Here is a 25,482-nt window from a genome sequence, read left to right on the forward strand (position 1 = left end):
ATTGATCTAATCAGACATGTCATAAACAGAATCAAGTATAGAAAACCCGGGAGGTAAAAATCAGTATGTTATCATCCTATTATACCGTAAAACAACAGGATTTTGACCAAGTCGTTATTCAAAAGTCTCGTTTCATTGGCTATGTTAAACGCGTGGAGACGGAAACAGAGGCACAGGATTTTGTTCAAGCGATTAAGAAAAAACATCACGACGCCACTCATAATTGCTCGGCTTACATGGTTGGGGAACATAATCAAATCCAGAAAGCCAATGATGACGGCGAGCCGAGTGGAACAGCAGGAATGCCGATGCTCGACGTCTTAAAGAAAAAAGATTTGAAAGATACAGCTGTCGTCGTGACACGATACTTCGGAGGTATAAAACTTGGCGCCGGTGGTTTGATCCGGGCATACAGCAGCACAACATCACAAGCTTTGGCGAAAGCCGGAATCGTGGAGCGCCGTCTGATGCAGGGGATATCAATTACCGTGGACTATACGCTGCATGGCAAGCTGGAAAACGCTTTGCGCCATTCGGATTATATAGTGGACGCCGTGAACTATACAGAACACGTGGAATTCGTCGTCTATGTCCCCGACGGAGACGAGCAGATATGTCGTAATTGGATCGTTAACTTGTCCAGTAACCAAGTGACATTAAAAGACAGAGGAACAGCTTACGTGGAGATCGATGTATGACTGAGGCACCACAGTCCGTGGAATATGTTGTTAAGTGGTGCCAGCACACTGAATGACCATTTCGAAAGGGGCTGCGATATCTAAAGGTGCGATCGCGCCCCTTCGTCTGCAATCAAAACCACGTTGGGATGCCTCTTTAAAACCGACGCCGGGAATGCTTCGGTAACCTCCCCATTCACGAGCTGGTTGACCGCGTGGGCTTTTTTTTCACCGGAAACGAGCAATACCATTTTTTTGCTTTCCATAATCGTATCAATCCCCATCGTGATCGCCCGCTTCGGAACATCATCCAATGTTGGGAAAAAACGTGCATTCGCCTCACGTGTTGATTCATCCAACGCTACCACATGCGTTCGACTGTCAAAGGACGTGCCGGGCTCATTAAAACCAATATGCCCGTTCAATCCCAAACCGAGAATCTGCAGATCGACCTGACCGGCTTGTTGAATGAGCGTTTCGTAATCACGGCATTCTTGTTCCGGGTCAGCCGCATCACCCCGAGGCAAAAACGCGTTCTCCCGGGGCAAATCAATATGGTTGAACAATTTGTCATTCATGTAATACCGATAGCTGTTTGGATCATCGGCCGTCAATCCGACATATTCATCCAAATTGCATGTTGTCACATGCTGAAATGACACATTTCCTTCATGGTATTGATCAATCAGCTGACCGTACAGCCCTTCCGGCGTGGACCCAGTGGCAAGTCCCAGCACAGGCTTATCCGAATGCCTCACTTGATCAACGACTTGCTCACAAGCCTTTTTGCTCATATCGTCATAATGATTGGCACGAATGATTTCCATTATTTATCCTCCTGATTTGCAAGAACACCACGGCAAATGGTATGTGTTACGGTCAGGTCATCATCCACCAGCAATAAATCGGCATCCTTGCCTGCTTTGATACTCCCTTTTCGATGGTACATATTCAATTGCTTCGCAGGGTTTTCCGACGCCATTTGTACGACGCTTCCAATAGTGGCATTCTCCAAGCGCAGCATTTGCCGGGCGCCGTCTCGCATTTTCAAAATACTACCGGCCAATGAACCGTTATGAAGGGTTGCCCGGTCATCCGTCACGCGGACCGATTGGCCGCCAAGGTCGTAATAGCCCGGCTGGAGACATTTAGCCCGCATCGCATCGGTTATAAGAATCAGCCGTTCACTCCCCATATTGAAAAAAATCAGCTCGAGCATCTCCGGACTGACATGAATCCCGTCTGCTATCAGTTCGGCCCGCAACTCGTTTAATTGAAAAGCCGCACCAACTGCACCAATATCACGATGGTGAATCCCATTCATGGCATTGCACAGATGGGTGACTTGCCTTAACCCATATGGAATCGCCTGTTTGATCGATTCAAAACCAGCATCGGTATGCCCGGCCGAAACATTCACACCGGATGCAGCTGCATGGCGGATAAATTCCCCTGTTTTGTCAAGCTCCGGAGCCATGGTGACGGTTTTTATGTTATTCCCTGACAGTCGCTGCCATTCGTCAAATTGTTCTGTGTTCGGTTCCATAATATGTTCCAGCGGTTGAGCGCCTTTCTTACTCGTTTCGATGAAAGGGCCTTCCAGATGAACCCCGATCATTTCCGCTTGGCCTCGTTTCGATTCATACGCCGCTGCATTTGCCAATGCGTTATCAGTGTTTTCCGGAGCTTGTGTAATGGTCGTTGCAAGGAAGCTTGTCGTTCCTTCTTTCGGTAGAGCCATTGCCATCGTATCCAACGCTTCTTCCGTTGCATCCATCACGTCAGAACCAGCGGCTCCGTGGATGTGTCCATCGATAAAACCCGGAATCAGATGACGACCGCCTCCATCTATCACCGTTGCCTCTTGTGGCGGCGTCATTTCCTCTTCATATATCGCTTTGATCACCTGATTTTCTACCAACAGCGATCCTTGAATCATGCCGTCTGTTTCAGTATGAATAACGGCGTTTTTAATATAAATACGGTTCAATTGGATCAATCCTTTGTAGTCGTTTCCATCACGTAGCACATCGGTGGCTCAGTTTGCACCGGAACCAACAGTTTGCTCGCCTTGACCAACGCCATCTGTGGATCAGGCGCACTTGCGATCAGGAATGATCCACTGCTGAATTAGTTCCGTTGCTCAATTCATAGACTAGCGTTTGAATCATTTCCTCCGCCGATTGAATCGTTGCATTATCTGTTTCTTGTATGACCTTCTCCATTAAACGTTTATATTTTTCCTGTTCTGGCATTGTGATACCACCTTTTCCTATCCTTAAAAAATTATAGCACAACACAATCTTATATGCTGTTAAAACATCGTGCTAATCCTCTATTTTTTTATATCTATCGACAGCATTCGTAACGACCATCATATTTTGTTCCGTTTTCGTATAAAAAAAAGTAGACATAGCCCTGCTATAAAAGCACCGGTCATATCCATTACCACATCACCGATATATGGTGTACGGTTGCTCGTGAAGCTTTGGTGAAATTCATCTAGTCCAGCATATGCAGTTGTCAGAAAAAACGATACAACGAGCACAGCACGGAAGGATAGATGGCTCGTCCGGCGCAGCGCAACAAAAAAGAGACACATCAAAATAAAGAAGACACCAAGATGGGCCCCCTTCCGCATAAAGAATTCGATAAAGCCATTGACGCCCAACGCCGCAACACTCACTTCGGAACGATGATACGTGAACGATATCCAATCTATAAACGGCGTCAGAAACGATAAATCCATTGTCCGTTCCATCAACGGCTTCACATCTTGATCTTTATAGGGTGTTGCCGATGCGTAATAGATGACACCCATCCATACCATCGGCAGCAGCCAGTAAGCATATTTTCGCATTCAGACTCCCCTAACGTTCATACCAGTTCCATACCTCAATTCCACCTAGCCGGAATTGATAGAATGCATCTTCCTTCATCAATTTTTCTATCTCACGAATAGGACCCGTTACAACCGCCCCGTATACGTGCATGCCATTCTCCCGAATATAATCGATCCGCTTTTGATCGATGTCCCGACCGTTGTAATTGCTGTTCTCCATTAGCCATTCAATATTTTTGTAAAAACGGTCCACTGTTTTTTTCAGTGTATCCTCGTGAAGCGCACTACGCGATGAAGATACCCGATTATTCGAATCATAAACCGTTTGCGGCTTCAACAGCAATGACTGGGCAAACGTTATTTGGCCACCTCGGTGGTAATTAATGTCAAATTCTGTTAATTCGCCGCCGTAAATCGGCATCCGGAACGTGCGTACATCATAGGTTTGTAGTTTTTCCAATAAGGCTTTGGGTTTCATCGCTTCTTTCACAGAAAACTGCACTTGGGCGACATGCCCGTCATCAATTTTTTGGAGTTGTTTCTTTAACATGTCTTTGTTGCCGGTTTCGATGTTCGTATAATCGCGTCCCAGCAGTTTTGGTGGAATAGCAAAATCTTTGAAATCATTGCCATTCAAATACTTGCTGTCGATGTCCATTGTAACATGGACGTCACCAAACAATCGCTTTTTAGCCTCCACTTCACCGAGAACGACGTCCCACTCACCGACATTCCGGTATAACTTCAGTGAAGCTGATTGTGTCAACAAGGGATTGATTTCTGCACCGATTCCCCCCTCCTGACTTACTTCCACCCCTGGGTATCGCGTTTCCACTAGCGTTGTCACGGACCGCTCAAACCCCGCCTGCTTGCCGGACATATCGTAATAGATATTGACCGGAATCATATACAAAATATAAAGCAGAAACAGAAGAAGCAATGTCCTAATAACCGTGAACCCAATCGACAGTCGTGTGCGCCAGACCATTTTTCGTGCTTGCTTTTTGTCGAGTTTGCTTTGATCATTCCCCTTTAAATCATTGAGCACGTTTCCATTATCATCACTCATCAGAATCCCCACCTTTCAGCAACCGATCATAATACCGAAATGTCTTCCGGGCACGGTGCAATGTTGTCTTCACTTGGCCATCTGTCAAATTCATCGCCTTTGCCACTTCTTTATATGTGAATTCCTGTATTTCCCGCAAATATAAAATCGTGCGCATCCGTTCCGGCAGGCGATGAAAGACTTCCTCAATACGGTCCCGCTTCGTCATTTGTTCCAGGTGTTCATCGGGATTGCCCAGGTTACTGGTGTGCATCTGTTCTGTCTGTACACGCTCCACCATCCGCTTCTCGGACTTTGTCTTGCGCGTCCGATCAATATACAGATTTCGGGCGACTTTAAACAGCCACGCTTTGGCCTGGACCATGTTCTTCACCTTCAAAGAAACCATCGCCCGATAAAAGGTTTCCTGCAACAGCTCTTCAGCTACGTCTTTGTCGCGACTCATCTGCAGCAAATAGCGATAAAGCGGGAGCTGGTGCTGTTCAAACAGCGCCGAGAATGTATGTTTTTGCAAGTCAGCCCCCACCCCCTTCACCTATATAACGATTGAAACCGCCATTTGTTACAATAATCTCTTTTTTCCTGTTATCTTTTTGTCCCGCCATGGTTTTGTGTATGTCGCATGTTATAATAAGAGAAACCAATCACTAATGTGGGGGATTGTTATGAGAAAATCAGCTGCTTTTATCGTTATGATTCTATTTACAGTTGTTACCGCTGCTTGTTCCGATGACGAAATAACACCGCAGGAACGTTTTGATACATACGTGGACCACTGGAATGAACAGACATTTTCCAGGATGTACGACATGCTGACCAGTAATGCCACCGATACGTATTCAACAGAAGCATTTGTCGATCGCTACCAAAAAATATACAAAGACTTGCAAATCACCGACTTGAATGTCACCTATGATGGCCTGTCGGATAAGGAAACGGAACAAGCCATGGACAAAGGAACCGCGCAATTCCCGTTCACCGTTGAAATGAATTCCATTGCCGGACCGATTAGCTTTGACTACCAGGCAACGCTTATCAAAGAAGGCGAGGATGACAATGAAAACTGGTATGTCAAATGGGATCCGGGGTTTATTTTTCCGGAAATCAAAAACGGCGGTGATATCAGCCTCGATATAACCGAACCGGAGCGCGGGGACATTTTGGACCGCAATCGGTTGCCTTTGGCGCTTAATGTGAGGGCAAACGATGTCGGTATTATCCCTGGAAAGCTTGGGGATCAGCCAGAAGAGACGAAACAAACCATCGCCGACGTTCTCGATCTATCCACTGACATGATCAACAACAAGCTGAACCAGGACTGGGTCGGTCCGAACATGCACGTACCGTTAAAGACAGTGCGTAATGAGAAGAAGGACCTGCTGGCCACGTTGCGCAACATAGAAGCCATTTCAATGCACGATACCACCACACGGGCGTATCCGCTCGGCAAAGCTGCAGCACACCTGACAGGCTACATTGGTCAAATAACGGCCGAGGAACTGGACGAGATGGATTCCGATAACGCTTACGATAAAAATGACATGATTGGAAAACGCGGTCTGGAACAATTATACGAGGACCGGCTGAAAGGCAAACAAGGCGTGACCATTCGTGCCGTCACTGACGACGACAAAACCGTCATTGCCGAAAAACCAGTGGAAAACGGGAAAAACGTTGTTACAACCATCGACGCCGATATTCAGGAAACCATCTACGAATCGTATGACGATAACGCAGGGACAGCAGCCGCCATCCATCCAAAAACCGGCGAAACCCTGGCGCTCGTGAGTGCTCCGGCATTCGATCCAAACAAGTGGGTATTCGGTATCTCCCAATCAACATACGACCAATTGCAGAACGACCCGCAACGCCCGCTGATTAATCGATTTACAGCAACATTTTCACCTGGTTCAGCCATGAAGCCGATCACAGCATCGGTCGGCCTCGCTGACGGTAACATTGTTCCCGGAGAAGGTATTGAGATTAACGGACTTACGTGGAGCAACGGCGAGGGATGGGGCGATTATAAAGTGCGGCGCGTCTCTGAATCGCAGGGACCGGTTGACGTAACGGATGCATTGATCCGCTCCGACAACATCTATTTTGCCATGAAAGCCGTCGATATGGGTGGAGACACATTTGTTAACGGGCTTGAACAATTCGGATTTGGCGAAGACATCCCTTTCCCCTATGCCATGGAACAATCAACTGTTTCCCAAAGCGGGTCCATTGATGAGGAAATACTGCTCGCCAATACGGCTTACGGCCAAGGGGAAGTTCAAATAAGCCCTCTGCATCTGGCGCTGAGCTATACACCCTTTTTGAACAATGGCGATATGATAAAGCCCACGTTGCTCGCCGATACGGAGACAAATCAAATATGGAAGGAAAACCTTCTGAATAAAAAACAAGCATCCGTTATCCAAAAGGCCCTCCGGAAAGTCGTTGCTTCCCCGAAAGGAACCGCTGGCGGCGCGCAAAAAGCCGACTTCCCGATTGCCGGGAAAACCGGAACCGCGGAACTCAAACGGACCAGTGAGGAAGACGGCGCAGAAAACGGATGGTTTGTTGGCTACCCAGCTGATAAACAGAATGTCTTAATCGCCATGATGATCAAAGACACTCAGGATAAAGGGGCGAGCGGCTATACCGTCAACAAAGTTACAGACATTCTGAAAACCATCCGATGAGATGCGACCCTTTCCATAGCACGGTGATACAACAGGCTGTCCCGAATTAACGATCGGGGCGGCCTATTTCTATTTGGACGCCGCATACGGGGCAATAAGCGGCATCCGCCGGTACTTCATGGGTGCATGACCAGCATACAGTCAACACCTCCGCGTCTTCTTCCTCCCCATTAACCGCCTTCCCGCACTCTGGACAGAACACATCCTCCCTGGCAAGCATTGCACCACAGGTACACTCAGCCGGTTCCTCTTTTTTCTGTCCCGCTTCTTTCAACAAGTCATAAATGTTCGTATCCAATTCCTGAACAGCACTGGCCTTTTCCTCAACAATCGGCTCAATCGACTCCCCGCGCCGGTAAGCAAGATACACTTCCTGTCCCAATTCAATCAGCCGTTTGGACTTGGTCGAGGTCAGGTCATTTATTTGTTGTTTGGTATTGGTTGGTTTCTTCATCGTACCCCACCTTTTTTCTCAATCAGTTTCCTTATAAGCACACCAATAGACGCCGTCACACCAACATAGAGTAAACTGATGATACATGTTCGGAGCAATCTGAACCCCATGAACACCGATTCATCCCCGAGAAAACGACGAAAGGTTTCCCCGGATTGAAACACTTGATTCATCGACGTGTAAAAGGCAAAAAAGGTCATAATACCTGCCACGACAAACGTATAGACAAGCACCAACCGGAGCGAACCGTTGTGCCCTTTTGCCAACCAAAAGCCGGCAGCGATGAAAAAGACAGCCAGGACCATCATTACAAACACATGTGAAGACGCAAAAAAATCAGGCGGAATGACAAATCCAATCGCCGACTTATCTTCCTCTGAGACGTCGGACAAAAAGGAATAGGTCTTCGGCGCAGGTCCGGGTCGTTTGATAATAATCGTATTTCCAGTAGCAAGTTGGATCGCCAAACCAGCCATCTTCCCGATAAACGACATATTGTTGTAAACAGATGACCCCATGCCCGAACTCGATGAGCCGTCCGTTTCCAACTGCGGATTGTATTGCGTATGAAGCAATGCCGTCACGAGCAGCATCAGCACATACGCAGCCATTGCTGTAAAAATACCATAACGAATCCCCCGCTCACCGTCAGACAATCGGGGCTTACGATGGCGCATCTCCCACAAACCCATGCCGGCATAACTGAAAATAAACCCTAATATGACGCCATTAATGAGGGCATTGGTTGAATAGAACGTGAGAGACGTCTCGTAATGGCTGTTACCCGTAACGTGGGAGATGCCACTGGACTGGGATATAACCCCCAGCAAAGCCGCATACCCGACTGCGAAAACCACCGCCGCTTTCCATGCTGTCACCTCATGATGCCAATGTTTTATGACGTACCCGCCTGTTACGAGAGCGATTACCGCGATCACAGCCATAAATCCCAATCCGGTGGAAAAATACGAAATATGCTGCATGAAATCATCATTTTCCAATATAAGAGAGATCCCTGTCAGATTGGCAAACATCGATACATCCAAAAAATTCAATGACTCCAGTACCGGCCGGTCTACCGGAAGTTGAACTTGCAAATATCCGACAGACTGCGTTACCCGATAAACATAGAAAACGATGAACTGACTGATAACGAACAATAAGCCCGTCGATACTAGCAATCCCGGTAATACTTTCCGGCCAAGCGTCGGATTGAACGATGTTTGCGGAGCGGACCCAGCTCGTTCATATGTATCGAGCGAACGGCCACACGTAGTGCAATACATCGCCGCTTCATGACCGGAATTCGTCCTGCATTCCGGACAACGCTTTGATTTCCGGGATTGTACCTTATCCGCATCCCCCGTCGTTTGCAACGGATAGCCATCCTGAGGGCAATATAATTGATAGGAATTGTATGTCTTGCCACATTTTTTGCAGTACAACGGACACCCTCCCATAATCTCTTTTTCCATCATATCAAATCCGGTCGGTACGGTGTTGTGTTTCTAAGGAAAAATTCCGGAAATAATGACTATTGTTGATTGAAAAAGCCACCCCGCAGAATGGGATGGCTTCATGGTACAACGACTTATTTTGATGGTTTTTTGTTGGATGCCCGATACAGATACCATGCAACAGCCGCTATGGCGACCAGTGAAACAAACGGTCCGAAGTATGGTTCTTCAGGGAATGTCGCCCCGAACGTTATAGCCAGCGCTATAAAGACACCCATCAATGCCTCTCCGGCAATATAACCGGATGCGAGCAAAATACCGCGTTCAGTTTTCTCTTTAAGATCCTGCTCATTTTTCGTACGACGCGTAATAATACCGCGGATAAACCCGCCGAGCATAATTGGTGCGGTCGTATGAATCGGCAAATACAGGCCGACAGCAAACGGCAGAGAACCAATGCCGAAAAGCTCAACAGCCGCTGCCGTCGCTGCTCCAATAAAGATCAGGCTCCACGGCAAATCGCCACTCATAATGCCGTCCACAATCATTGACATGAGAACGGCTTGTGGTGCGGGTAAGTCTTCTGAACCGAATCCATGCACATTATCAAGCAAAATAAGAATAAAACCAATAACGATACTGGTGATCAGTACACCATACAACTGAGCTATTTGCTGCCATTTCGGTGTCGAACCAACGATGAAACCCGTTTTCAAGTCCTGGGATGTATCCCCGGCAATCGCCGCTGCAATACAGACGACGGAACCGATGATAATCGCAGTCGTCGCGCCTGCTTGTCCCGTTTGACCAATGGCAGACAGGACAAGTGAAATAAAAATCAGTGCCCCGATCGTCATACCCGAAACAGGGTTGGACGAACTTCCGACAATACCGACAATCCGTGACGATACCGTTACAAAGAAGAAACCAAAAATAAACAAAAGAATCGCACCAACGAAACCGACATTAATCGCTGGGTAAAATAATAGAATCCCCATAAACACCACCGTCAAAACGACAATCAGCGTCATCGGAATATCACGGTCCGTGCGCAGATCCTCTGTTTCACCAGCAGAGGAAAACCCTTTAATAGCTCCAGCAAATGACGAGGCGATCGTCGGCAATGTTTTAATCAGCCCCATAATACCGCCAAACGCAACCGCCCCGGCACCGATATAACGTAAATAATTATCCCATATATCGTGAAAGCCCATTTCGGCTATAGGTTTTTCGCCCGGATAAATCGGCGTGGTTGCCACATCACCAATAAAACTAATCAATGGAATGATGCCAAGCCAGCCCAAGACACCACCGGCGAACATGATCCCGGCAATGCGCGGGCCGATAATATAGCCGACACCAAGCATGGCGGGAAGTGTATCCATTCCAATGGCGGCGTTTTTAAATTTATAAATTTCCCATTCCACCGATGACGGAAACGCTTTGACCGCATCTGTCAGCATTTTGAATACCGCACCGATACCAAGGCCGCCCATTACCAATTTTGCACCTTTCCCGCCTTCTTCTCCGGCATGCAGAACCTCGGCACAAGCGGTTCCTTCCGGATACGGGAGCGTTTCATGCTCTTGCACAATCAACGCACGCCGGAGCGGAATCATCAGGACAACTCCCAATATACCACCGGCCAATGCAATAATGGCTATGGTAAGCAAACTGGGCTCCAGCTGCCAAATGAACAGTGCGGGCAACGTGAAAATAACACCGGCAGCGAGCGATTCCCCTGTCGATGTAATCGTCTGGACAATATTATTCTCCAGAATCGACGTCCGCTTCAGAATGATACGGAGAACAGCCATCGAAATAACCGCGGCCGGAATCGAGGCGGACACCGTCATCCCCACAATCAGCCCCAAATACGCATTGGCTGCACCGAATACGAGGACCAATAACGCACCAATGATCATCGCCACCCATGTGAACTCGGATGGATGTTTTGATGCCGGAACGTACGGCTGAAATGGTTGTTTCTCCTTATTTTGTTTTGTCATGGTGACCACCTTCCTGTAGTTATTGAAAATGAAGCCTATTTTCATACAAATATTAAAATAATTGACAATAAAGCATAAATTCCCTGAAAATAGAAATCCCTTACTATGGCATCATAGTAAGGAATAGCCCTTCATTTTTATTTGGCTTATAAAGTAAAACGTCATTCAGTGAGATTCATGCTCTCTCACTGAATGATCATTGTATGATAAATAAAGCTCATTTTTTTACCTTTTAATTTTACCATGAAACCATCCAAGAAAAAAGAGAGATTTCACATGACGCGGAAGTGAAATCTCTCCTTTTCAGGCTGTACCTTGTTCGGCTAAAGAAACTTAACCAAGCTGTTAAACGTTTCCTTATCACGTTCATCAAGGGCTTTGTCGATCAACCGTTTAACATTTTCATGTTCCAGTTGTTCAATCACAGCTGACTGATTGGACGATATTTGTTTTTGTTCTTCTATCTGTTTCTGCTCTTGCTGTTGATTCAGCATATACGGTTTGACAATTGATTGGAGCTGAGCCATAAATTCTGGCATCGCCGTTAAGTCCGTCATATTTAAATAGATGATTTCTTTTCCTTTTTGAAACGTGAATCGTGCACCCACATTTTCTACCTTTCCGGTTCGGCGGTTCATTCGGATTTCCTCGGATTCAATGGGCACAAACTGGTAAACTTGCTGATTAATAACAATCGCAAAATACTGATAAGCCAAAACCACACGGACATTAGCCTCATCTGTTTTAATATAATAAGGTTTTAACATTTTTACCGTTAGCATTCCCCACCCCTCCCCGAAGTCGTACAGTAATTCTAACTTTTCTGTAAATTTATTATACTATACGATTTTGAAAATAACAAGTGATATTTTCAGAAAAAAATATGTAAAAAATGCCACTGACCAAAGTCAGCAGCACAAACGACCCCACTTATTTGTGCAAGGAGTGTACGATCGTTTGGATATGCGATTTCAGATGACTGTCGTTTACGGTTTGCATATACGCCTTTTCCCAAGCCTGCCATCGTCTTCCCGCCGTCTCCAGATAACGCATACCTTGTTTCATACAGGATTTATACTGCGCGTATACATCGTGAATTTCATCTGCATACGCCTCATCTGTTCCCGGCGCGACAAACTTTTCATACATGTCAATGATCGTTTCTCCGTGACGTTCCGGAAAAAATTCATGCGGATCCGTGCTGTCAAAGATGCAAAAATCCAACGCCCGCACCAACACCATATCAATGCTCTCCGGATCAAAACTGCAATAATACAGCTCCACATCCAACCCATGATCAAGACAGGCATTGGCAATTCTCTTCATGAAAACCGATTTGCCCGTTCCCGCACGGCCTTTAATGTAATAAACATGGGGTATGTTTTCGATAAGGTGCGGAACGACATTCACCACCCCATCTGCCGTGTTTGTGCCGAACAGTCGGTGGTATCGCCGTGGCTCCCGGTGCTTTTCAGGCACATCCATTAATAACTCGTTGATGAAACGATCGATATAGGCATCAGCACGAGAAAAATTCATTTGATTAATATAGATGGCCTCCAAGTTATCATGAATATGAAGCCCTTCCGCAAAACTGTCATACGCTTTCTGCATGAGTTCGTTTATATCCGGCTGATTTGTTACTGGCAGCGGGAATGTTTGGGTCAAGTCAATCACAGACGTATAGGTTGTTGCAATGGATTCGTCAATAAACGCTAATGATTGATCACGTATAATGATGCCATCCAGATAGGTATTGGCAAATGAACTTTGCAGCACTTCTAAATAACGATTGTCGTAATGATGAAACAAATGTTTAATCACTGCTGTTTTTAACGATTTTGATGGATGCTGCAATGCGATGATACGGTCAATATCGTGTATGTTTTCATCGAGATGATTGACAAGGCCCCCCGCCGTGTTACCAGTGACATAATAATGTAAAGGAGACAACAGAACACATCCTTACCATAATTAATGATACCGCCTATACAGTATATGCGAAGAAAAGGCAAAATGTGTACAATTTTATTTTTATTTATTCTCTATTATCATGTTATTAGCAGATCACTTGATTGTGAATTGATCATAACAGTCTCTATACCGTCTGAGGTGGTGCCAAAACGCTCTTAATACTAGAATAGCAACCTCAACAAACTAGTACTTTTAGATCTATATGATCAAAACAATGCACACACGTCAACATTCAATACCATTCCGCTCTCCTGTCCTGGAAAATGGGAATTTGGTCCCGGACGTTATCAACGTTGGCCGTGTCGATGTCGGCGAGGACGATTTTTTCATTCGGTCCGCCGTCTGTAACGATGTCACCCCACGGATCGATCACCATGGATTGTCCGCCGAATTCGTTTTTCGGATCCGATCCCACTCTGTTACATGCGACAACATAGCACTGGTTCTCAATAGCACGAGCCTGCAGCAAGGTGCGCCAATGATCTATGCGCTGTTTTGGCCATTGTGCGACGACATACATGACCTTTGTCCCATTCACGGCAGACTTACGCATCCATTCCGGAAAACGGATGTCATAGCAGATGAAGCCGGCTGAGTCGGTCTCTGCCAATTCAAAGTCCGGATAATCTTCTCCACCCGTCAAATGCACATGCTCATCCATCAGCTGGAATAGATGGAGCTTGCTGTACGTATGGACAAGGTTTCCGTCTTCATCTATGATGATCATCGTATTTTTCATGGATTCACCGGACAATTCGGCTGCCGATCCACCTACGATCGCGACATGGTACTGCTGGGCCAGGTCACTTAAAAACTCAATGGTCGCCTTCAAATCTTTATCGGCCAGTTCATCAAAACGTTTCAAATCGTAGCCTGTGTCCCAAAGCTCCGGCAAAACAATGATGTCTGCTCCCGATTGCACAGCATCCATCACCCATTTGCCGACGAAATGAAAATTTACTTTCGGGTCACCATATGTTACATCCATTTGAACCATTGCCACTTTTTTCTTCACAATGTTCACCTCCTACCATTAGATTATCATGACAAAAATGATCAGCCTAATGATGGCCATTCGTTATAGTCACAGCCTATGATAATGATAGAAAATTCCCAATTGATTATACATTCATTGTGTTCTACCATATATATAAATCATTGATCAAGGAGGAGTCCAGATGAGTAAGGCTACATTTTATCATGCAGGGTGTCCGGTTTGTCAGGATGCAGAAAAGAACATGCTCGGATTTTTGGATCAATCAAAAGTGAATGTAGAAGTTGTTGACTTTAACCAAAACGCCTCACGGATTAATGAGGCTGAATCTGCTGGAGTGAAATCGGTCCCGGCCCTCGTTTTGGATGGTCAGCCCTATCATATTAATTACGGAGCAAGTATTGAGGATGTCAAAAACGGATGAATGACATATGACTTTAATGATTCATATGCTATATAAAGTGAGAGGTATCGAAATGATACGCTCTCATTTTATTGTTTTAAACGTCTCACTTATCTGCGTGACTTGTTGTATGAACGCCCGAGTCGTCATACACATAAATTTATCTTCCCGATACAAAAACCCGATTTGTTGCTCCACGGTTGGATTGACCAACCGAACATTGGTTATCCGGGCATGGGTCAACTGATCCAAATAAGAAGAAGGCAAAATGGTGGCACCGATCCCCTCTGAAACCATTTGAACAAGAGAATCGAGCGTCGTTACCTCCAGCGTTGGTTTCAACGTCATGCCGATTTCCGAACTATACTTGTCAATGAGCTGCCGCAAATAATAATCGGGAGGAAACAGAACAATCGGGTAGTGGTTTAGTGTTTCCAAATCCACCTCAGTATTGGCTGCAAGCATATGATCAACGGGGACAGCGAGCGAAAGGTCTTCTGTGTACAAAGGAATGGACGTCAACCCGTCCTCGTCCGTCGGCAGGAATGAAATACCCAGATCCAAATGATTTTCAAACAGCCCCGTTTTAATATCACGAGCTTTCCATCCATATACGGATAATTCAACATTGGGATACAGTTGCTTGAATGTGGCAATAGCGGAGGGCAATAAGTAACTGACACACGTCAACAATGATCCAACCGCGAGTTTACCTGTCTGTAATCCATTTAAATCTCTTAATGCAGCTTGAGCTTGTTCTATTTCATAAAAGACTCGCTCCCCATAATGCAGCAATATTTCCCCTGCTTCTGTCAAGGCGATCTTTTTGCCTATTCGATCAAACAGTGGGACCCCTACTTCTCCTTCCAATATTTTAATTTGTTGGCTGAGTGTTGGCTGGGAAATATTCAGTTTGTCAGCAGCCCGTGAAAAATGCAATTCGTTACTCACCGCCATGAAATATTCAAGTTGCCTCAGCTCCATAGTCTATATCCTTTCCCATATAAGTGTCTGCCTGCTATTGTACACGATACTGATTATTATGAAATTTTTCTGCTTATACATGGATGTCATCCGAGGAAAGACTGCGTAAAATCGTTGGGGTCTTATATAACTCCAAACAAAAAAGGCACCGGATAATCAGTGCCCATACATGCGAATAGGATGCCCGCAATCCAGCATCCTTTGCCTTTATCAATTCATTGTTGTTGCTTTGATTTCATTCATCTGCCAATTCAGGAAGCGTGCGTATTTCTTTATTCATGGGAGATTGACATAGTGGGCATTCCGGTTCTTCATGGAAACTGTACGATTCTCTCATCCAACCGGCGCACTCGTCATTGGTACATGCCCATACATTGGTATCCACTTCCGGCGCTGCCTTCTTGGAGCCTCGTGAAAATGACATGAACAGCATCTCCTTTCATGGTTATTAGAACCATTATACGCTTTTGCAGAAGAATAGTAAAATTTTGCTTGTCCGATTCGTCACAAGTTGCCTCTCATTTACAGGACAAAGGTTTCGATGGCTTTGCCAACACCATCCTGTTCATTCGTGTCGGTAACATAATCGGCGGCTTGACGGATGGCTTTCTGAGCATTGCCCACAGCCACGCCTATGCCGGCAGCCTGGATCATCTTCATATCATTTAGACTATCCCCCATGGCCAAAACGTGTTGCATGGTGATTCCTAGTTCGTGACATACCCGTTCAAGCGCACTTGCTTTACTGACGCCTTTCGGGTTCACTTCAATATTTGTCGGCAATGAATTGGTCAGTTCCAGATCATCATAATGGGAAAGTTCACTAATAATGTGGTTCAATTTATCCGTATCAAGGGAATCGCAACCAAACTTAAGCCAATCATGTTTTGAAAAGTCAGTCGCCCCTTCTTCCTGCCATAGATTATCGGTCGATACCATCCACGTATTAACATCAAGCCAGTTGCATAATTCCCACATCATACGGACCCGTTCCGGCTGAAGTAAGTGCCGCTCGATTAAGTTGTTATCAACCGTCTGAATCTCACCACCATTGCACGTGATTAAATACGAATCCAGTTGCAATAACTGAGCATACGACAAGCAGGATTCATACCATCGTCCTGTACAGAGAACGACGCGGACATCGTTGGCAAGCGCCTCTGCAATACGCTTTCGGTTTAATTCCGAAATGGTTTCATCCTTCGTTAATAATGTTCCATCCATATCCAATGCAATTAATTTCACATCCATTTTGTCCGACGCCTTTCGTTTTATTATTCCCCTGCCCATACCGTTACATGTAAATGTATCTGTAAGGCCAACTTAGCAGACTATTTATAACAATATAACTATCATACCATATTTCTCCCTTTTCGTAACGCTGTTTTGTCTTTCATCCAAAGCGCATTGCTTTTCCCTTCTTTTACCACTATAATAAAAATGCATCGTATGATAACGATTGCATCTTGGTATTATTCTTTTTTATTGACGTGAAGGGGGAATCACACATGATGACAGCAGCATGGAGTTGGTTGTGGGACAAGCATGACCAAGCGAAAGAACTTCTGCGATTTTTTGCGCGACCTAATGACGCCAAAATGGGGTCGGAAAACACCCATCCCAACGACACAACAGGCAACGGAGGCGGGAATAACAACCGTTCTTACAAACCAGCACAGCTCATCGGCTTATTATTAGGTCCTATACTTTTTATAGCTACCATTCTATTTTTCCACCCTGAAGGACTTGGAGCAGACGCACGGGCTATCCTTGCCAGTACCCTCTGGATCGCCGTCTGGTGGATGACGGAAGCTGTTCCCATTCCGGTGACATCGCTTCTTCCGATTATATTGTTTCCGCTCACAGGTGGATTGGATGTAGATACGACAACATCCTCCTATGGGGACGATACCATTTTCCTGTTTATGGGCGGTTTTATGATAGCACTGGCCATGGAAAAATGGAATCTTCATCGCCGGATTGCGTTGACCATCATTACTTTGATTGGAACCAATACCGAACGAATCATTCTCGGATTTATGGTGGCCACCGGCTTTTTGTCCATGTGGATTTCCAACACAGCTACCGCTATGATGATGGTACCGATTGGGCTGGCTATTATCTATCAAGTATCCGATCAGCTGAAAGACGATGAGTCCATTGACACATCGCCAGAGAACTTCGGCTTCGGAAAAGCGTTAATGCTCGCTATCGCCTATTCCGCATCGATCGGTGGTATCGCCACATTGATTGGGACACCACCAAACACGGCTCTCGCAGGAACGATCGATAAATTATACGGCATCGAACTATCCTTTGCCAAATGGATGTTGTTTGGCGTACCTATTGCTTGGCTATTCATATTTATCGTCTGGTTCTATCTGGTGAAAATAGCTTATCCTTTAAAATTCAACGAACTTCCCGGCGGAAAAGAAGTCATTCAAAAGGAAAAAGACGATTTGGGCCGAGCATCATATGAAGAAAAACTAGTATTGACAGTTTTTGGTCTGGCTGCCCTGTCGTGGATCAGTCGTTCATTCGTTTTAGCGAAACTCAATGACAATATTAATGATGCCATTATTGCAATGACGGCCGCTATCATTCTATTTATGATTCCATCGAAAAACAATAAGAATGATCGCTTACTGGACTGGAATACAGCTGTTAAGCTTCCGTGGGGAATTTTGCTTTTGTTCGGTGGCGGACTTGCTATAGCGAGCGGGTTCAGCCAATCGGGACTATCGGAATGGATTGGCAGTCAACTAACGGTTCTCGAAAATATGAATCTATTTATCGTCTTGCTCGTCGTTGCCGGTATGGTCATTTTCTTAACAGAAATTACGTCCAACACGGCTACAGCCAATATGATGTATCCGATTATGGCGTCCCTGGCGATCGCACTCGGCATCCATCCCTATGCGGCGATGATTGCAGCGGGAGTTGCGGCATCATGCGCCTTCATGCTTCCGGTGGCAACACCGCCCAATGCTGTTGTATTCGGTTCGGGATATTTACGGATACCGGATATGGCCAAAACCGGGGTTGCCCTGAATATCCTCGGTATTTTGCTGGTTGGTTTAGCTGTTTATTTCTGGCTCCCGATTGCGTGGGACATTAATTTGAATCATGTACCGGAAATGCTCAAAAACCAATAAAAAAAGCCGCGATGGCAAACGTCCTTCCTGAAGGAGAGCCATCATGCGGCTTTTCTTTTTTTATATTGCACCATGCGAATGAACAAAACGTACAAAACCGGTATACACATGATGATAACCATCAGTCCCGTCCAACCGAAACGGTGCCACAACGGGCTGAGTACCGAACTGCCCAGGGAGACACCGATATAATAGGAAACAAGATACAGACTGGAAGCACTGCCCTTATGGTGCGAGACTTCCTCTCCGACCGATGAGGCGGTCAGGGAGTGTGCGGTGAAGAAGCCGAGACAGGTCACACACAAGCCAATAGCAATCATGCTTAAGGAAGAGACCAATGTCAGCAGCATTCCGGCTGCCATGACCACAACCCCGGCAAGCCTTACGCGCCGCAACCCGAAATGCGCAGCCAACCAGCCAGCAATAGGGGAACCAATCACACCTAACCCGTACGCGAGAAACGTATATGAAATAACGTCCAACGGCAGGGAAAATGGCGGTGCTTCAAGATAAAACGGGATATACGTCCACATTCCGGTGAATGACAATTGCAGTACGATCCCAAGACCAAAAATCAGAAGCAATGCCGGATTTTTCAAATGGTAGGCAAACGCTGTTAAATCACGTTTGAACGAATCGTTGCTCGGTTCGAAAAAACGCGACTTCGGAAGCATGATGATAACCGCAGCAAGAATGACAATACCGAGTGCAGCCAACACGTAAAACGCCATTTGCCATGAATAATGATCGGTTATGTAACCAGTCAACACCCGGCCAACCATACCTCCGAGTGCATTACTGGATATGTAAAGAGCCGTGGCCACATGCACACGCTTTTTATCAATTTCTTCATTTAAATAGGCCAAAGCAGCCGCTGGAAGTCCGGCTAACGCCAACCCCTGCAGCATTCGCAGCGCTAATAAAACGATGAACGAATCAAATAATGGTATGACAAGAAAGGGAATGGCAGATCCCGCCAGTGACCACTTAATAAACATCGTTCGCCCATTGCGATCCGATAAAAAACCGAGTAAAATCAGCCCGATTATCAAACCGACAACCGTCAACGATAGCGACAATCCCGACGTAGATACCGACACACCGAATGTTTTTACAAAAACCGGGAACAACGGTTGTACGGCATACAAACCGGCAAATACGAAGAACGATGCCAGTGCCAAACTGATGGTGATTCGCCAAAACGGAACATATATCGTTGATTGATCCTGCTGTCGCATTTGTTTCACATCCAATAATAATCAGTTTTCCATACCGGGTAAAACCGGTTGGCATTTATTTGCTCTATTGCACCCAATCATTGTCATATCACGTCAGTGTTTCTTCAGTCTGAGCCATTTCCGTATCCAATACGTAACGATCACGGCCGGCACCCATACCGAACGTCATAACCATTAGTACCACACCGATCAATGTCATGAGCGGTACCGTCCACGTATGATTGACATCATATAAAAATCCAATAAACATCGGGCCGACCGCAGCCAGTGTATATCCGACCGACTGCGCCATCCCGGATAACTCCGATGCATGCTTTGCGTTATTCGCACGCATTCCCAAAAAGGTGAGGGCCAATGCAAACGTTCCACTCAACGTAACGCCGACAAAAATGGTGCTGATAACCATCGCTATAAATGAATGCCCGAGCAATAAGCCACTGTACCCACTGAGTGCAAACACTCCCAATATTAGAACAAGAATACGCTGTGATTTCATTTTGTCGGCAACAACTGGAACGATAAAACTGGCAGGCAATCCAACAAATTGGGCAATGGAAAGCATCCAACCAGCCGTGGCGATCGACATGCCATTATCGTGCAAAATTTCCGGGAGCCATGAAATCGTGACATAAAATATGAATGACTGCAATCCCATAAAACAGGCAACCTGCCAGGCAAGCGGCGATTTCCACATTCGATTGTCATGCACGTCAGGGTATGTTATGTCGCCATCATCGGTATCATTATCACTTTTTGACAAATAGGCCCAGATGAAAATGCCCAAAACGGCCGGTAATCCCCACACAAGAAGTGCTAATTGCCAGCCGATATCGAGCCCTTCCGCCAATGGAATGCTCAGACCGGAAGCGGCAGCGGCAAACGTCCCCATTGACGTCGAATACACGCTCGTCATCAGCCCAACCTTTCGTGGAAATTTTTCTTTAATCACACCAGGAAGAAGAACATTCAGAACCGCGATTCCCATGCCGACAAATAATGTTCCAGCGAAGAGAACAAGCATAATGGATACCGAGCGTATACTTATTCCAAATATTAGTAGCAGACACCCCGCGATCAACATGCGTTCATTGGTAAAACGATTGCCAAGTCTCGGCGCAATTGGTGACACTAAAGCGAAAGCAACCAAAGGCAAGCTCGTCAGCATTCCGGCACTCCAGTTGGACAGACCAACATCATCACGGATAATACCAATCACCGGACCAACCGATGTAATCGCAGGCCGCAAATTGAATGCCACAATAATAATTCCAGCCACAAGTAACCATTGATAGAGTTGTCGCGTTGAATAATGATTTGTCATGTTTGAAAATCCTTCCCATCAACGCCGCAATTTCATAGCAAACCAACCGTATATACACAAAATTAAATGCTTAACACTCTTGCTGAAATTCGGCCAAATTCTTTATCCACTATAGCATAACGAACGTCATCCAAAAAGATAAGTGTTTGTAACAGTTCATTTGAAAGTATGTCGTTTTTGTGAATATTTCATCAGAACATGTTACCCGTTGTACAGTATTCGCTCATAAAAAAAGCAGACACCTTTTATCAGATGTCTGCTTTATGCGGGTTTCGTCGCCCAGTATATGGAATGTTTTCATCAGGATCCAGCCATGATATGGAATCCCGAATCGACGTGCAGCACTTCGCCAGTCACGCCTCGCGCCAAATCGCTTAATAAGAACGCCGTCGCATCCCCGACCTGATCTTGATCAACCGGACGCCGAAGTGGTGCTTTCTCCTCGATCGCTGACACCTTTTCATTAAAGCCAGCAACCCCTTTAGCGGAAAGGGTACGAATCGGACCAGCCGATACGGCGTTAACACGGACGCCATCCTTGCCGACATCTTCCGCCAAATAACGAACACTGGACTCCAGTGCGGCTTTAGCCACTCCCATCACATTGTAGTTCGGAACAACTCGCTCTGCACCAAGGTATGTCTGCGTAACAATGCCACCACCCTCGGTCATCAGCTTTCTTGCCTCACGGGTTACCGCAACAAGCGAATACGCGCTAATATTTTGCGCAGTTAAGTACCCATCACGGGATGTATCCGCATACTCACCCTGAAGCTCGTCCGTGTTGGCAAATGCAACGGAATGGACAAGCCCATGAATGGTGCCGGCATAATCACCGATTTCCCGGAACGCATGTTGGATGCTCTCATCATCCTCCACGTCACAGGCTACGACCATTTTTGGATCAATGCCCTCTTTAGCGAGCAACTTTTCCAGCTTTTGTTTGGAACGCTCCTGCCTATATGTAAAGATGAGATTCGCCCCGGCATTATGAAGCGATTTTGTAATCCCCCATGCAATGCTCCGATTGTTCGCAACGCCCATCACGACAATAGTTTTATCTTGTAATAACGAATGCATGTATGTACCTCCTATTCACGGGTGATATCCATAATGTAGCACAATGAAGCCCAAGTGTGAAATCGCGCAAAACTAGGCCGGGGATAGCCAGGCCATTAAGGTTGGATAGTTTCAGGAAATGAGTCCGTTGTCGTCTCACTGCGATAGAGTCTTTTAATCTGAAATTATCCCAATATCGCCCGGTCATTTTCAAATTGCTCGCCGCGGATGCGTTGAAATTCTTCCAGCAATTGTTCAATGGTTAATTTTTCCTTTTCTTGTTGAGGTAAATCCAAAATGATTTGCCCTTTGTCCATCATGATCAATCGATTCCCCAAATCAAGTGCCTGCTGCATGTTGTGGGTCACCATTAATGTTGTTAAATCAAATTTTTTCACAATATCTTCCGTAATCTCTGTAATTAACCGGGCCCGCGATGGATCCAACGCGGCTGTGTGTTCATCCAGCATCAAAATATCCGGTTCGGTAAACGTCGCCATCAGCAACGATAATGCCTGACGCTCCCCACCGGAAAGCAAGCCCACTTTGGCATTAAGACGATCTTCCAATCCGAGATGCAGAGTCTGCAAATAATCCCGGAAGATCGCTTTCCTTTTTTTGCTGACACCGGGTTTGAGTTTTCGTGTTTTGTTGCGCGCATACGCCATCGCCAGGTTTTCTTCAATGGTCATGGACGGTGCTGTACCGGCCATCGGATCCTGAAACACACGTCCAATCCATTTGGACCGCTTGTATTCCGGCAAGTGGGCTACTTGTCGCTCATTAATCACTACATCGCCAACATCCGGGATAATATGACCGGCTACGGCATTCATAAGCGTCGATTTCCCTGCTCCATTACTGCCAATAACGGTGACAAAATCCCCTTTTTCCAACACGAGATTAATGTGCTTTAATGCCTCTTTTTCATCCGGGGTCCCTTCATGAAATGTAACGGATATGTCGTTTAGCTGAAGCATTTACACAACCCCTTTTGCCTTTGTTTCTTTCAGTTCTGCGCGTTTGCGTCTGCGGCGTTTATTCTCTTTGCGTGCTTTCATAACTTTTGGTGCCACCAGAGCGGCAATGACCAACAATGCCGTGATCAGCTTCATATCGCCCGTTTCCAGAAATTCCACCCGTAAGGCCATGGTTACGACAATCCGGTAAACAACGGCACCACCTATGACAGCAAACGTTGTCCAGACAATCGTTTTGGTTCCAAATAACGCTTCACCGATAATGACAGAGGCCAATCCAATAATGATCATACCGATCCCCATTCCGACATCGGCAAAACCGCCATGTTGTGCAATTAGACCGCCTGACAAAGCAACAAGGGCGTTGGAGATACCCACCCCTGTTATGATGAGTGCATCGGTATTAGCTGACAGGCTGCGGATCATACGTTTATTATCACCTGTCGCACGCAGGGCCAGCCCAACCTCTGTTTTCAAGTAATAATCGGTCACCAACTTGATCAACATCGTGATGACAATCATAACGAACAAAATGCTCCATGTTGACGGCAATTGCTCCAAACCGACAGAGGTCAACATGCCATTCAGGAATCCATCTATCCCGGTTGCAGCCCAAATCGACTCCAGCTGTTTAAAGACAGTTGACTCCTGTAATAACGATAATGTTGGCTGCCCCATGATACGTAAATTGATAGAATAAAGAGCAATCATCATTAAAATACCGGACAACAACGAATTAATATTCCCTTTGGCATGCAGGGATCCGGTGATACACCCGGCCAAAAATCCTCCGATGGCCGCAAACAATGTCGCTAAAATGGGCGGCACCCCATTCATAATAGATATGGAAGCAACAGCTGCCCCTGTTACAAAACTTCCATCAACGGTCAGATCCGGAAAATCCAGCACACGGAAGGTTAAATATACGCCTAAAGCCATAATCGCATAAATAATGCCTGATTCCACTGCCCCAAATAATGAAATAAACATGATGTCCATACCCCCGTGCCTTTTTGCCTTATATGTATGATAGTCATAATCTATTTGCTAACATTTTAAGTACAATCAAGCAGGCAGATTCCAAACCTGCCTGCATCATGACCATGAAAGATCAACGCCTTATTCATCGTTTATTATTTTTGCATTGTCGTCCCAATCATCGTTCCATTCAACGCCTTGTTTCTCAGCTGCCTTCTTATTAATCATCAGTTGCATTTCTTTTGGATATTCAACGGATATGTCCTTTGGTTCTTTGTTCCCTTTCAGAATTTCTACAGCCATTTCTCCCGTCCGGTATCCGATTGTTTCGTAGTCAATTCCATAAGTGGCAAATCCGCCATTTTTCAGGGAATCCGGTTCCCCTACAATCATGGGGATATCCTGTTCATTCGCCACACCTACCACACTGTCCAAAGCAGAAACAACCGTATTATCGGTAATGATATAAAAGACGTCCACTTTGCCTACAAGCGTCTGTGCTGCCTGCTGCACCTCAGCGGAATTAGCAACAGTCCGTTCCGCAAAAGACAAATTGGTTCCTTCAGCTGCGCTTTTCACCGATTCAATTTGTCTGACAGAATTTTGCTCCCCTGCATTGTAAATTAAACCGACTTTCGCATCATCAAATTGATCAGCAATAAACGTGACCGTATTTTTGATGGCATCCGGATGCAGATCCACAACACCGGTAGCGTTTCCACCCGGTTGTTCCATGGAGTCAACCAACCCGGCATCCACCGCATCCGTCACCGATGTAAAGACAATAGGAATGTCTTCGGTGGTCTGTACCGCGCCAAGAGCACTTGGTGTCGAATTGGCAAAAATCAAATCCACCTGATCAGCCACAAAATTTTCTGCGATGGGTGTGACATTGTTCTTATCCCCTTGCGCACTCTGCAGATCATAGGTCACATTCATATCCGCATCGGCAAGCGCATCCTTAAACCCTTGATACGCCTCATCAAGCGACGGATGCTCCACTATTTGTGTCGCACCAATGGAATATGTTGTCTCCTCACCTCACGCCTTTGCATCATCTGAATCGTCTGCATCACTATTTTCATTGCCGCCACCGCATGCAGTCATGATCATGAAGCTAATGAGTGCAACGATCAATAATAAGCCTTTTTTCATCACGTTCTCCCCCCCAATGATAATGTCAGATTTTTTATACATT

Annotated in this window: 25 protein-coding genes; 4 read left to right on the plus strand and 21 right to left on the minus strand. The window is 45.8% G+C overall.

Going from position 1 to position 25,482, the window contains the following annotated elements; all coding sequences use genetic code 11:
- Nucleotides 1-65 precede the first annotated feature (65 nt).
- Nucleotides 66-698: a YigZ family protein gene (locus tag ABDZ72_RS13050; RefSeq protein WP_343753856.1), complete on the plus strand. Its 633-nt coding sequence runs from the start codon at nucleotides 66-68 to the stop codon at nucleotides 696-698.
- 80 nt (nucleotides 699-778) lie between these two features.
- Here the strand turns inward: ABDZ72_RS13050 and nagB are convergent, their stop codons facing one another.
- From nagB to ABDZ72_RS13080, 6 genes are all read right to left on the minus strand, one after another.
- Nucleotides 779-1,504 carry a glucosamine-6-phosphate deaminase gene (nagB, locus tag ABDZ72_RS13055; protein ID WP_343753858.1) on the minus strand — a complete coding sequence of 242 codons (726 nt, stop codon included), beginning with the start codon at nucleotides 1,502-1,504 and terminating at the stop codon, nucleotides 779-781.
- Entirely contained in the window at nucleotides 1,504-2,667 is a 1,164-nt protein-coding gene (nagA, locus tag ABDZ72_RS13060; RefSeq protein WP_343753860.1) for an N-acetylglucosamine-6-phosphate deacetylase, read from the minus strand. Before nagA ends, nagB begins: the two co-directional genes overlap by 1 nt.
- Nucleotides 2,668-2,785: 118 nt before the next feature.
- Nucleotides 2,786-2,932: a hypothetical protein gene (locus ABDZ72_RS13065; protein WP_343753862.1), complete on the minus strand. Its 147-nt coding sequence runs from the start codon at nucleotides 2,930-2,932 to the stop codon at nucleotides 2,786-2,788.
- 119 nt (nucleotides 2,933-3,051) lie between these two features.
- Nucleotides 3,052-3,537, minus strand: a complete 486-nt coding sequence (locus tag ABDZ72_RS13070; RefSeq protein WP_343753864.1) for a VanZ family protein — start codon at nucleotides 3,535-3,537, stop codon at nucleotides 3,052-3,054.
- 10 nt (nucleotides 3,538-3,547) lie between these two features.
- Entirely contained in the window at nucleotides 3,548-4,588 is a 1,041-nt protein-coding gene (locus tag ABDZ72_RS13075; RefSeq protein ID WP_343753866.1) for an anti sigma factor C-terminal domain-containing protein, read from the minus strand.
- On the minus strand, nucleotides 4,581-5,102 hold the full coding sequence (locus ABDZ72_RS13080; RefSeq protein ID WP_343753868.1) for an RNA polymerase sigma factor: 522 nt from the start codon (nucleotides 5,100-5,102) through the stop codon (nucleotides 4,581-4,583). Before ABDZ72_RS13080 ends, ABDZ72_RS13075 begins: the two co-directional genes overlap by 8 nt.
- 151 nt (nucleotides 5,103-5,253) lie before the next feature.
- Here ABDZ72_RS13080 and ABDZ72_RS13085 point away from each other — a divergent pair, with 151 nt between their 5' ends.
- Entirely contained in the window at nucleotides 5,254-7,278 is a 2,025-nt protein-coding gene (locus ABDZ72_RS13085; RefSeq protein ID WP_343753870.1) for a penicillin-binding transpeptidase domain-containing protein, read from the plus strand.
- Between the two features lie 46 nt (nucleotides 7,279-7,324).
- Here ABDZ72_RS13085 and ABDZ72_RS13090 read toward each other — a convergent pair whose 3' ends face one another.
- The 6 genes from ABDZ72_RS13090 to ABDZ72_RS13115 all read right to left on the minus strand — a co-directional run bounded on the left by ABDZ72_RS13090 (nucleotide 7,325) and on the right by ABDZ72_RS13115 (nucleotide 14,187).
- On the minus strand, nucleotides 7,325-7,732 hold the full coding sequence (locus ABDZ72_RS13090) for a zinc ribbon domain-containing protein (protein ID WP_343753872.1): 408 nt from the start codon (nucleotides 7,730-7,732) through the stop codon (nucleotides 7,325-7,327).
- Nucleotides 7,729-9,177: a hypothetical protein gene (locus ABDZ72_RS13095; RefSeq protein ID WP_343753875.1), complete on the minus strand. Its 1,449-nt coding sequence runs from the start codon at nucleotides 9,175-9,177 to the stop codon at nucleotides 7,729-7,731. The genes ABDZ72_RS13090 and ABDZ72_RS13095 overlap by 4 nt, the downstream gene beginning before the upstream one ends.
- A gap of 146 nt (nucleotides 9,178-9,323) precedes the next feature.
- Nucleotides 9,324-11,198, minus strand: a complete 1,875-nt coding sequence (locus ABDZ72_RS13100; RefSeq protein WP_343753877.1) for an OPT family oligopeptide transporter — start codon at nucleotides 11,196-11,198, stop codon at nucleotides 9,324-9,326.
- Between the two features lie 323 nt (nucleotides 11,199-11,521).
- Nucleotides 11,522-11,980, minus strand: a complete 459-nt coding sequence (locus ABDZ72_RS13105) for an IDEAL domain-containing protein (RefSeq protein ID WP_343753879.1) — start codon at nucleotides 11,978-11,980, stop codon at nucleotides 11,522-11,524.
- A gap of 148 nt (nucleotides 11,981-12,128) precedes the next feature.
- On the minus strand, nucleotides 12,129-13,151 hold the full coding sequence (locus ABDZ72_RS13110) for a hypothetical protein (protein WP_343753881.1): 1,023 nt from the start codon (nucleotides 13,149-13,151) through the stop codon (nucleotides 12,129-12,131).
- Nucleotides 13,152-13,404: 253 nt separating this feature from the next.
- Nucleotides 13,405-14,187, minus strand: a complete 783-nt coding sequence (locus ABDZ72_RS13115) for a carbon-nitrogen family hydrolase (protein WP_343753883.1) — start codon at nucleotides 14,185-14,187, stop codon at nucleotides 13,405-13,407.
- Nucleotides 14,188-14,350: 163 nt separating this feature from the next.
- Between ABDZ72_RS13115 and ABDZ72_RS13120 the strand changes: the two genes are divergently transcribed.
- On the plus strand, nucleotides 14,351-14,590 hold the full coding sequence (locus ABDZ72_RS13120) for a glutaredoxin family protein (protein WP_343753885.1): 240 nt from the start codon (nucleotides 14,351-14,353) through the stop codon (nucleotides 14,588-14,590).
- 63 nt (nucleotides 14,591-14,653) lie between these two features.
- Here ABDZ72_RS13120 and ABDZ72_RS13125 read toward each other — a convergent pair whose 3' ends face one another.
- The 3 genes from ABDZ72_RS13125 to ABDZ72_RS13135 form a co-directional block, all read right to left on the minus strand.
- Nucleotides 14,654-15,553, minus strand: a complete 900-nt coding sequence (locus ABDZ72_RS13125; RefSeq protein WP_343753887.1) for a LysR family transcriptional regulator — start codon at nucleotides 15,551-15,553, stop codon at nucleotides 14,654-14,656.
- A 235-nt stretch (nucleotides 15,554-15,788) separates the two neighbouring features.
- Complete coding sequence (locus tag ABDZ72_RS13130) at nucleotides 15,789-15,977, minus strand: cold-shock protein (RefSeq protein WP_343753889.1); 189 nt, start codon at nucleotides 15,975-15,977, stop codon at nucleotides 15,789-15,791.
- 98 nt (nucleotides 15,978-16,075) lie between these two features.
- Nucleotides 16,076-16,804 (minus strand): Cof-type HAD-IIB family hydrolase, encoded by a 729-nt coding sequence (locus ABDZ72_RS13135; protein ID WP_343753891.1) that lies wholly within the window; start codon nucleotides 16,802-16,804, stop codon nucleotides 16,076-16,078.
- Nucleotides 16,805-17,061: 257 nt separating this feature from the next.
- Between ABDZ72_RS13135 and ABDZ72_RS13140 the strand changes: the two genes are divergently transcribed.
- Nucleotides 17,062-18,708 (plus strand): SLC13 family permease, encoded by a 1,647-nt coding sequence (locus ABDZ72_RS13140; protein ID WP_343753893.1) that lies wholly within the window; start codon nucleotides 17,062-17,064, stop codon nucleotides 18,706-18,708.
- 41 nt (nucleotides 18,709-18,749) lie between these two features.
- On the opposite strand, the gene ABDZ72_RS13145 is transcribed toward ABDZ72_RS13140, so the two are convergent.
- From ABDZ72_RS13145 to ABDZ72_RS13170, 6 genes are all read right to left on the minus strand, one after another.
- Nucleotides 18,750-19,946: an MFS transporter gene (locus ABDZ72_RS13145; RefSeq protein WP_343753895.1), complete on the minus strand. Its 1,197-nt coding sequence runs from the start codon at nucleotides 19,944-19,946 to the stop codon at nucleotides 18,750-18,752.
- Between the two features lie 88 nt (nucleotides 19,947-20,034).
- Nucleotides 20,035-21,267, minus strand: coding sequence for a CynX/NimT family MFS transporter (locus ABDZ72_RS13150; protein ID WP_343753897.1), 1,233 nt, complete (start codon nucleotides 21,265-21,267; stop codon nucleotides 20,035-20,037).
- 300 nt (nucleotides 21,268-21,567) lie between these two features.
- Entirely contained in the window at nucleotides 21,568-22,347 is a 780-nt protein-coding gene (gene fabI / locus ABDZ72_RS13155) for an enoyl-ACP reductase FabI (protein WP_343753899.1), read from the minus strand.
- 164 nt (nucleotides 22,348-22,511) lie between these two features.
- Nucleotides 22,512-23,306, minus strand: a complete 795-nt coding sequence (locus tag ABDZ72_RS13160; RefSeq protein WP_343753901.1) for an ABC transporter ATP-binding protein — start codon at nucleotides 23,304-23,306, stop codon at nucleotides 22,512-22,514.
- On the minus strand, nucleotides 23,307-24,296 hold the full coding sequence (locus tag ABDZ72_RS13165) for an ABC transporter permease (RefSeq protein ID WP_343753903.1): 990 nt from the start codon (nucleotides 24,294-24,296) through the stop codon (nucleotides 23,307-23,309).
- 129 nt (nucleotides 24,297-24,425) lie between these two features.
- Entirely contained in the window at nucleotides 24,426-25,304 is an 879-nt protein-coding gene (locus ABDZ72_RS13170) for an ABC transporter substrate-binding protein (RefSeq protein WP_343754214.1), read from the minus strand.
- Nucleotides 25,305-25,482: the final 178 nt, after the last annotated feature.

This window comes from Lentibacillus halophilus (genome assembly GCF_039522485.1).
Lineage (GTDB): Bacteria > Bacillota > Bacilli > Bacillales > Amphibacillaceae > Lentibacillus > Lentibacillus halophilus.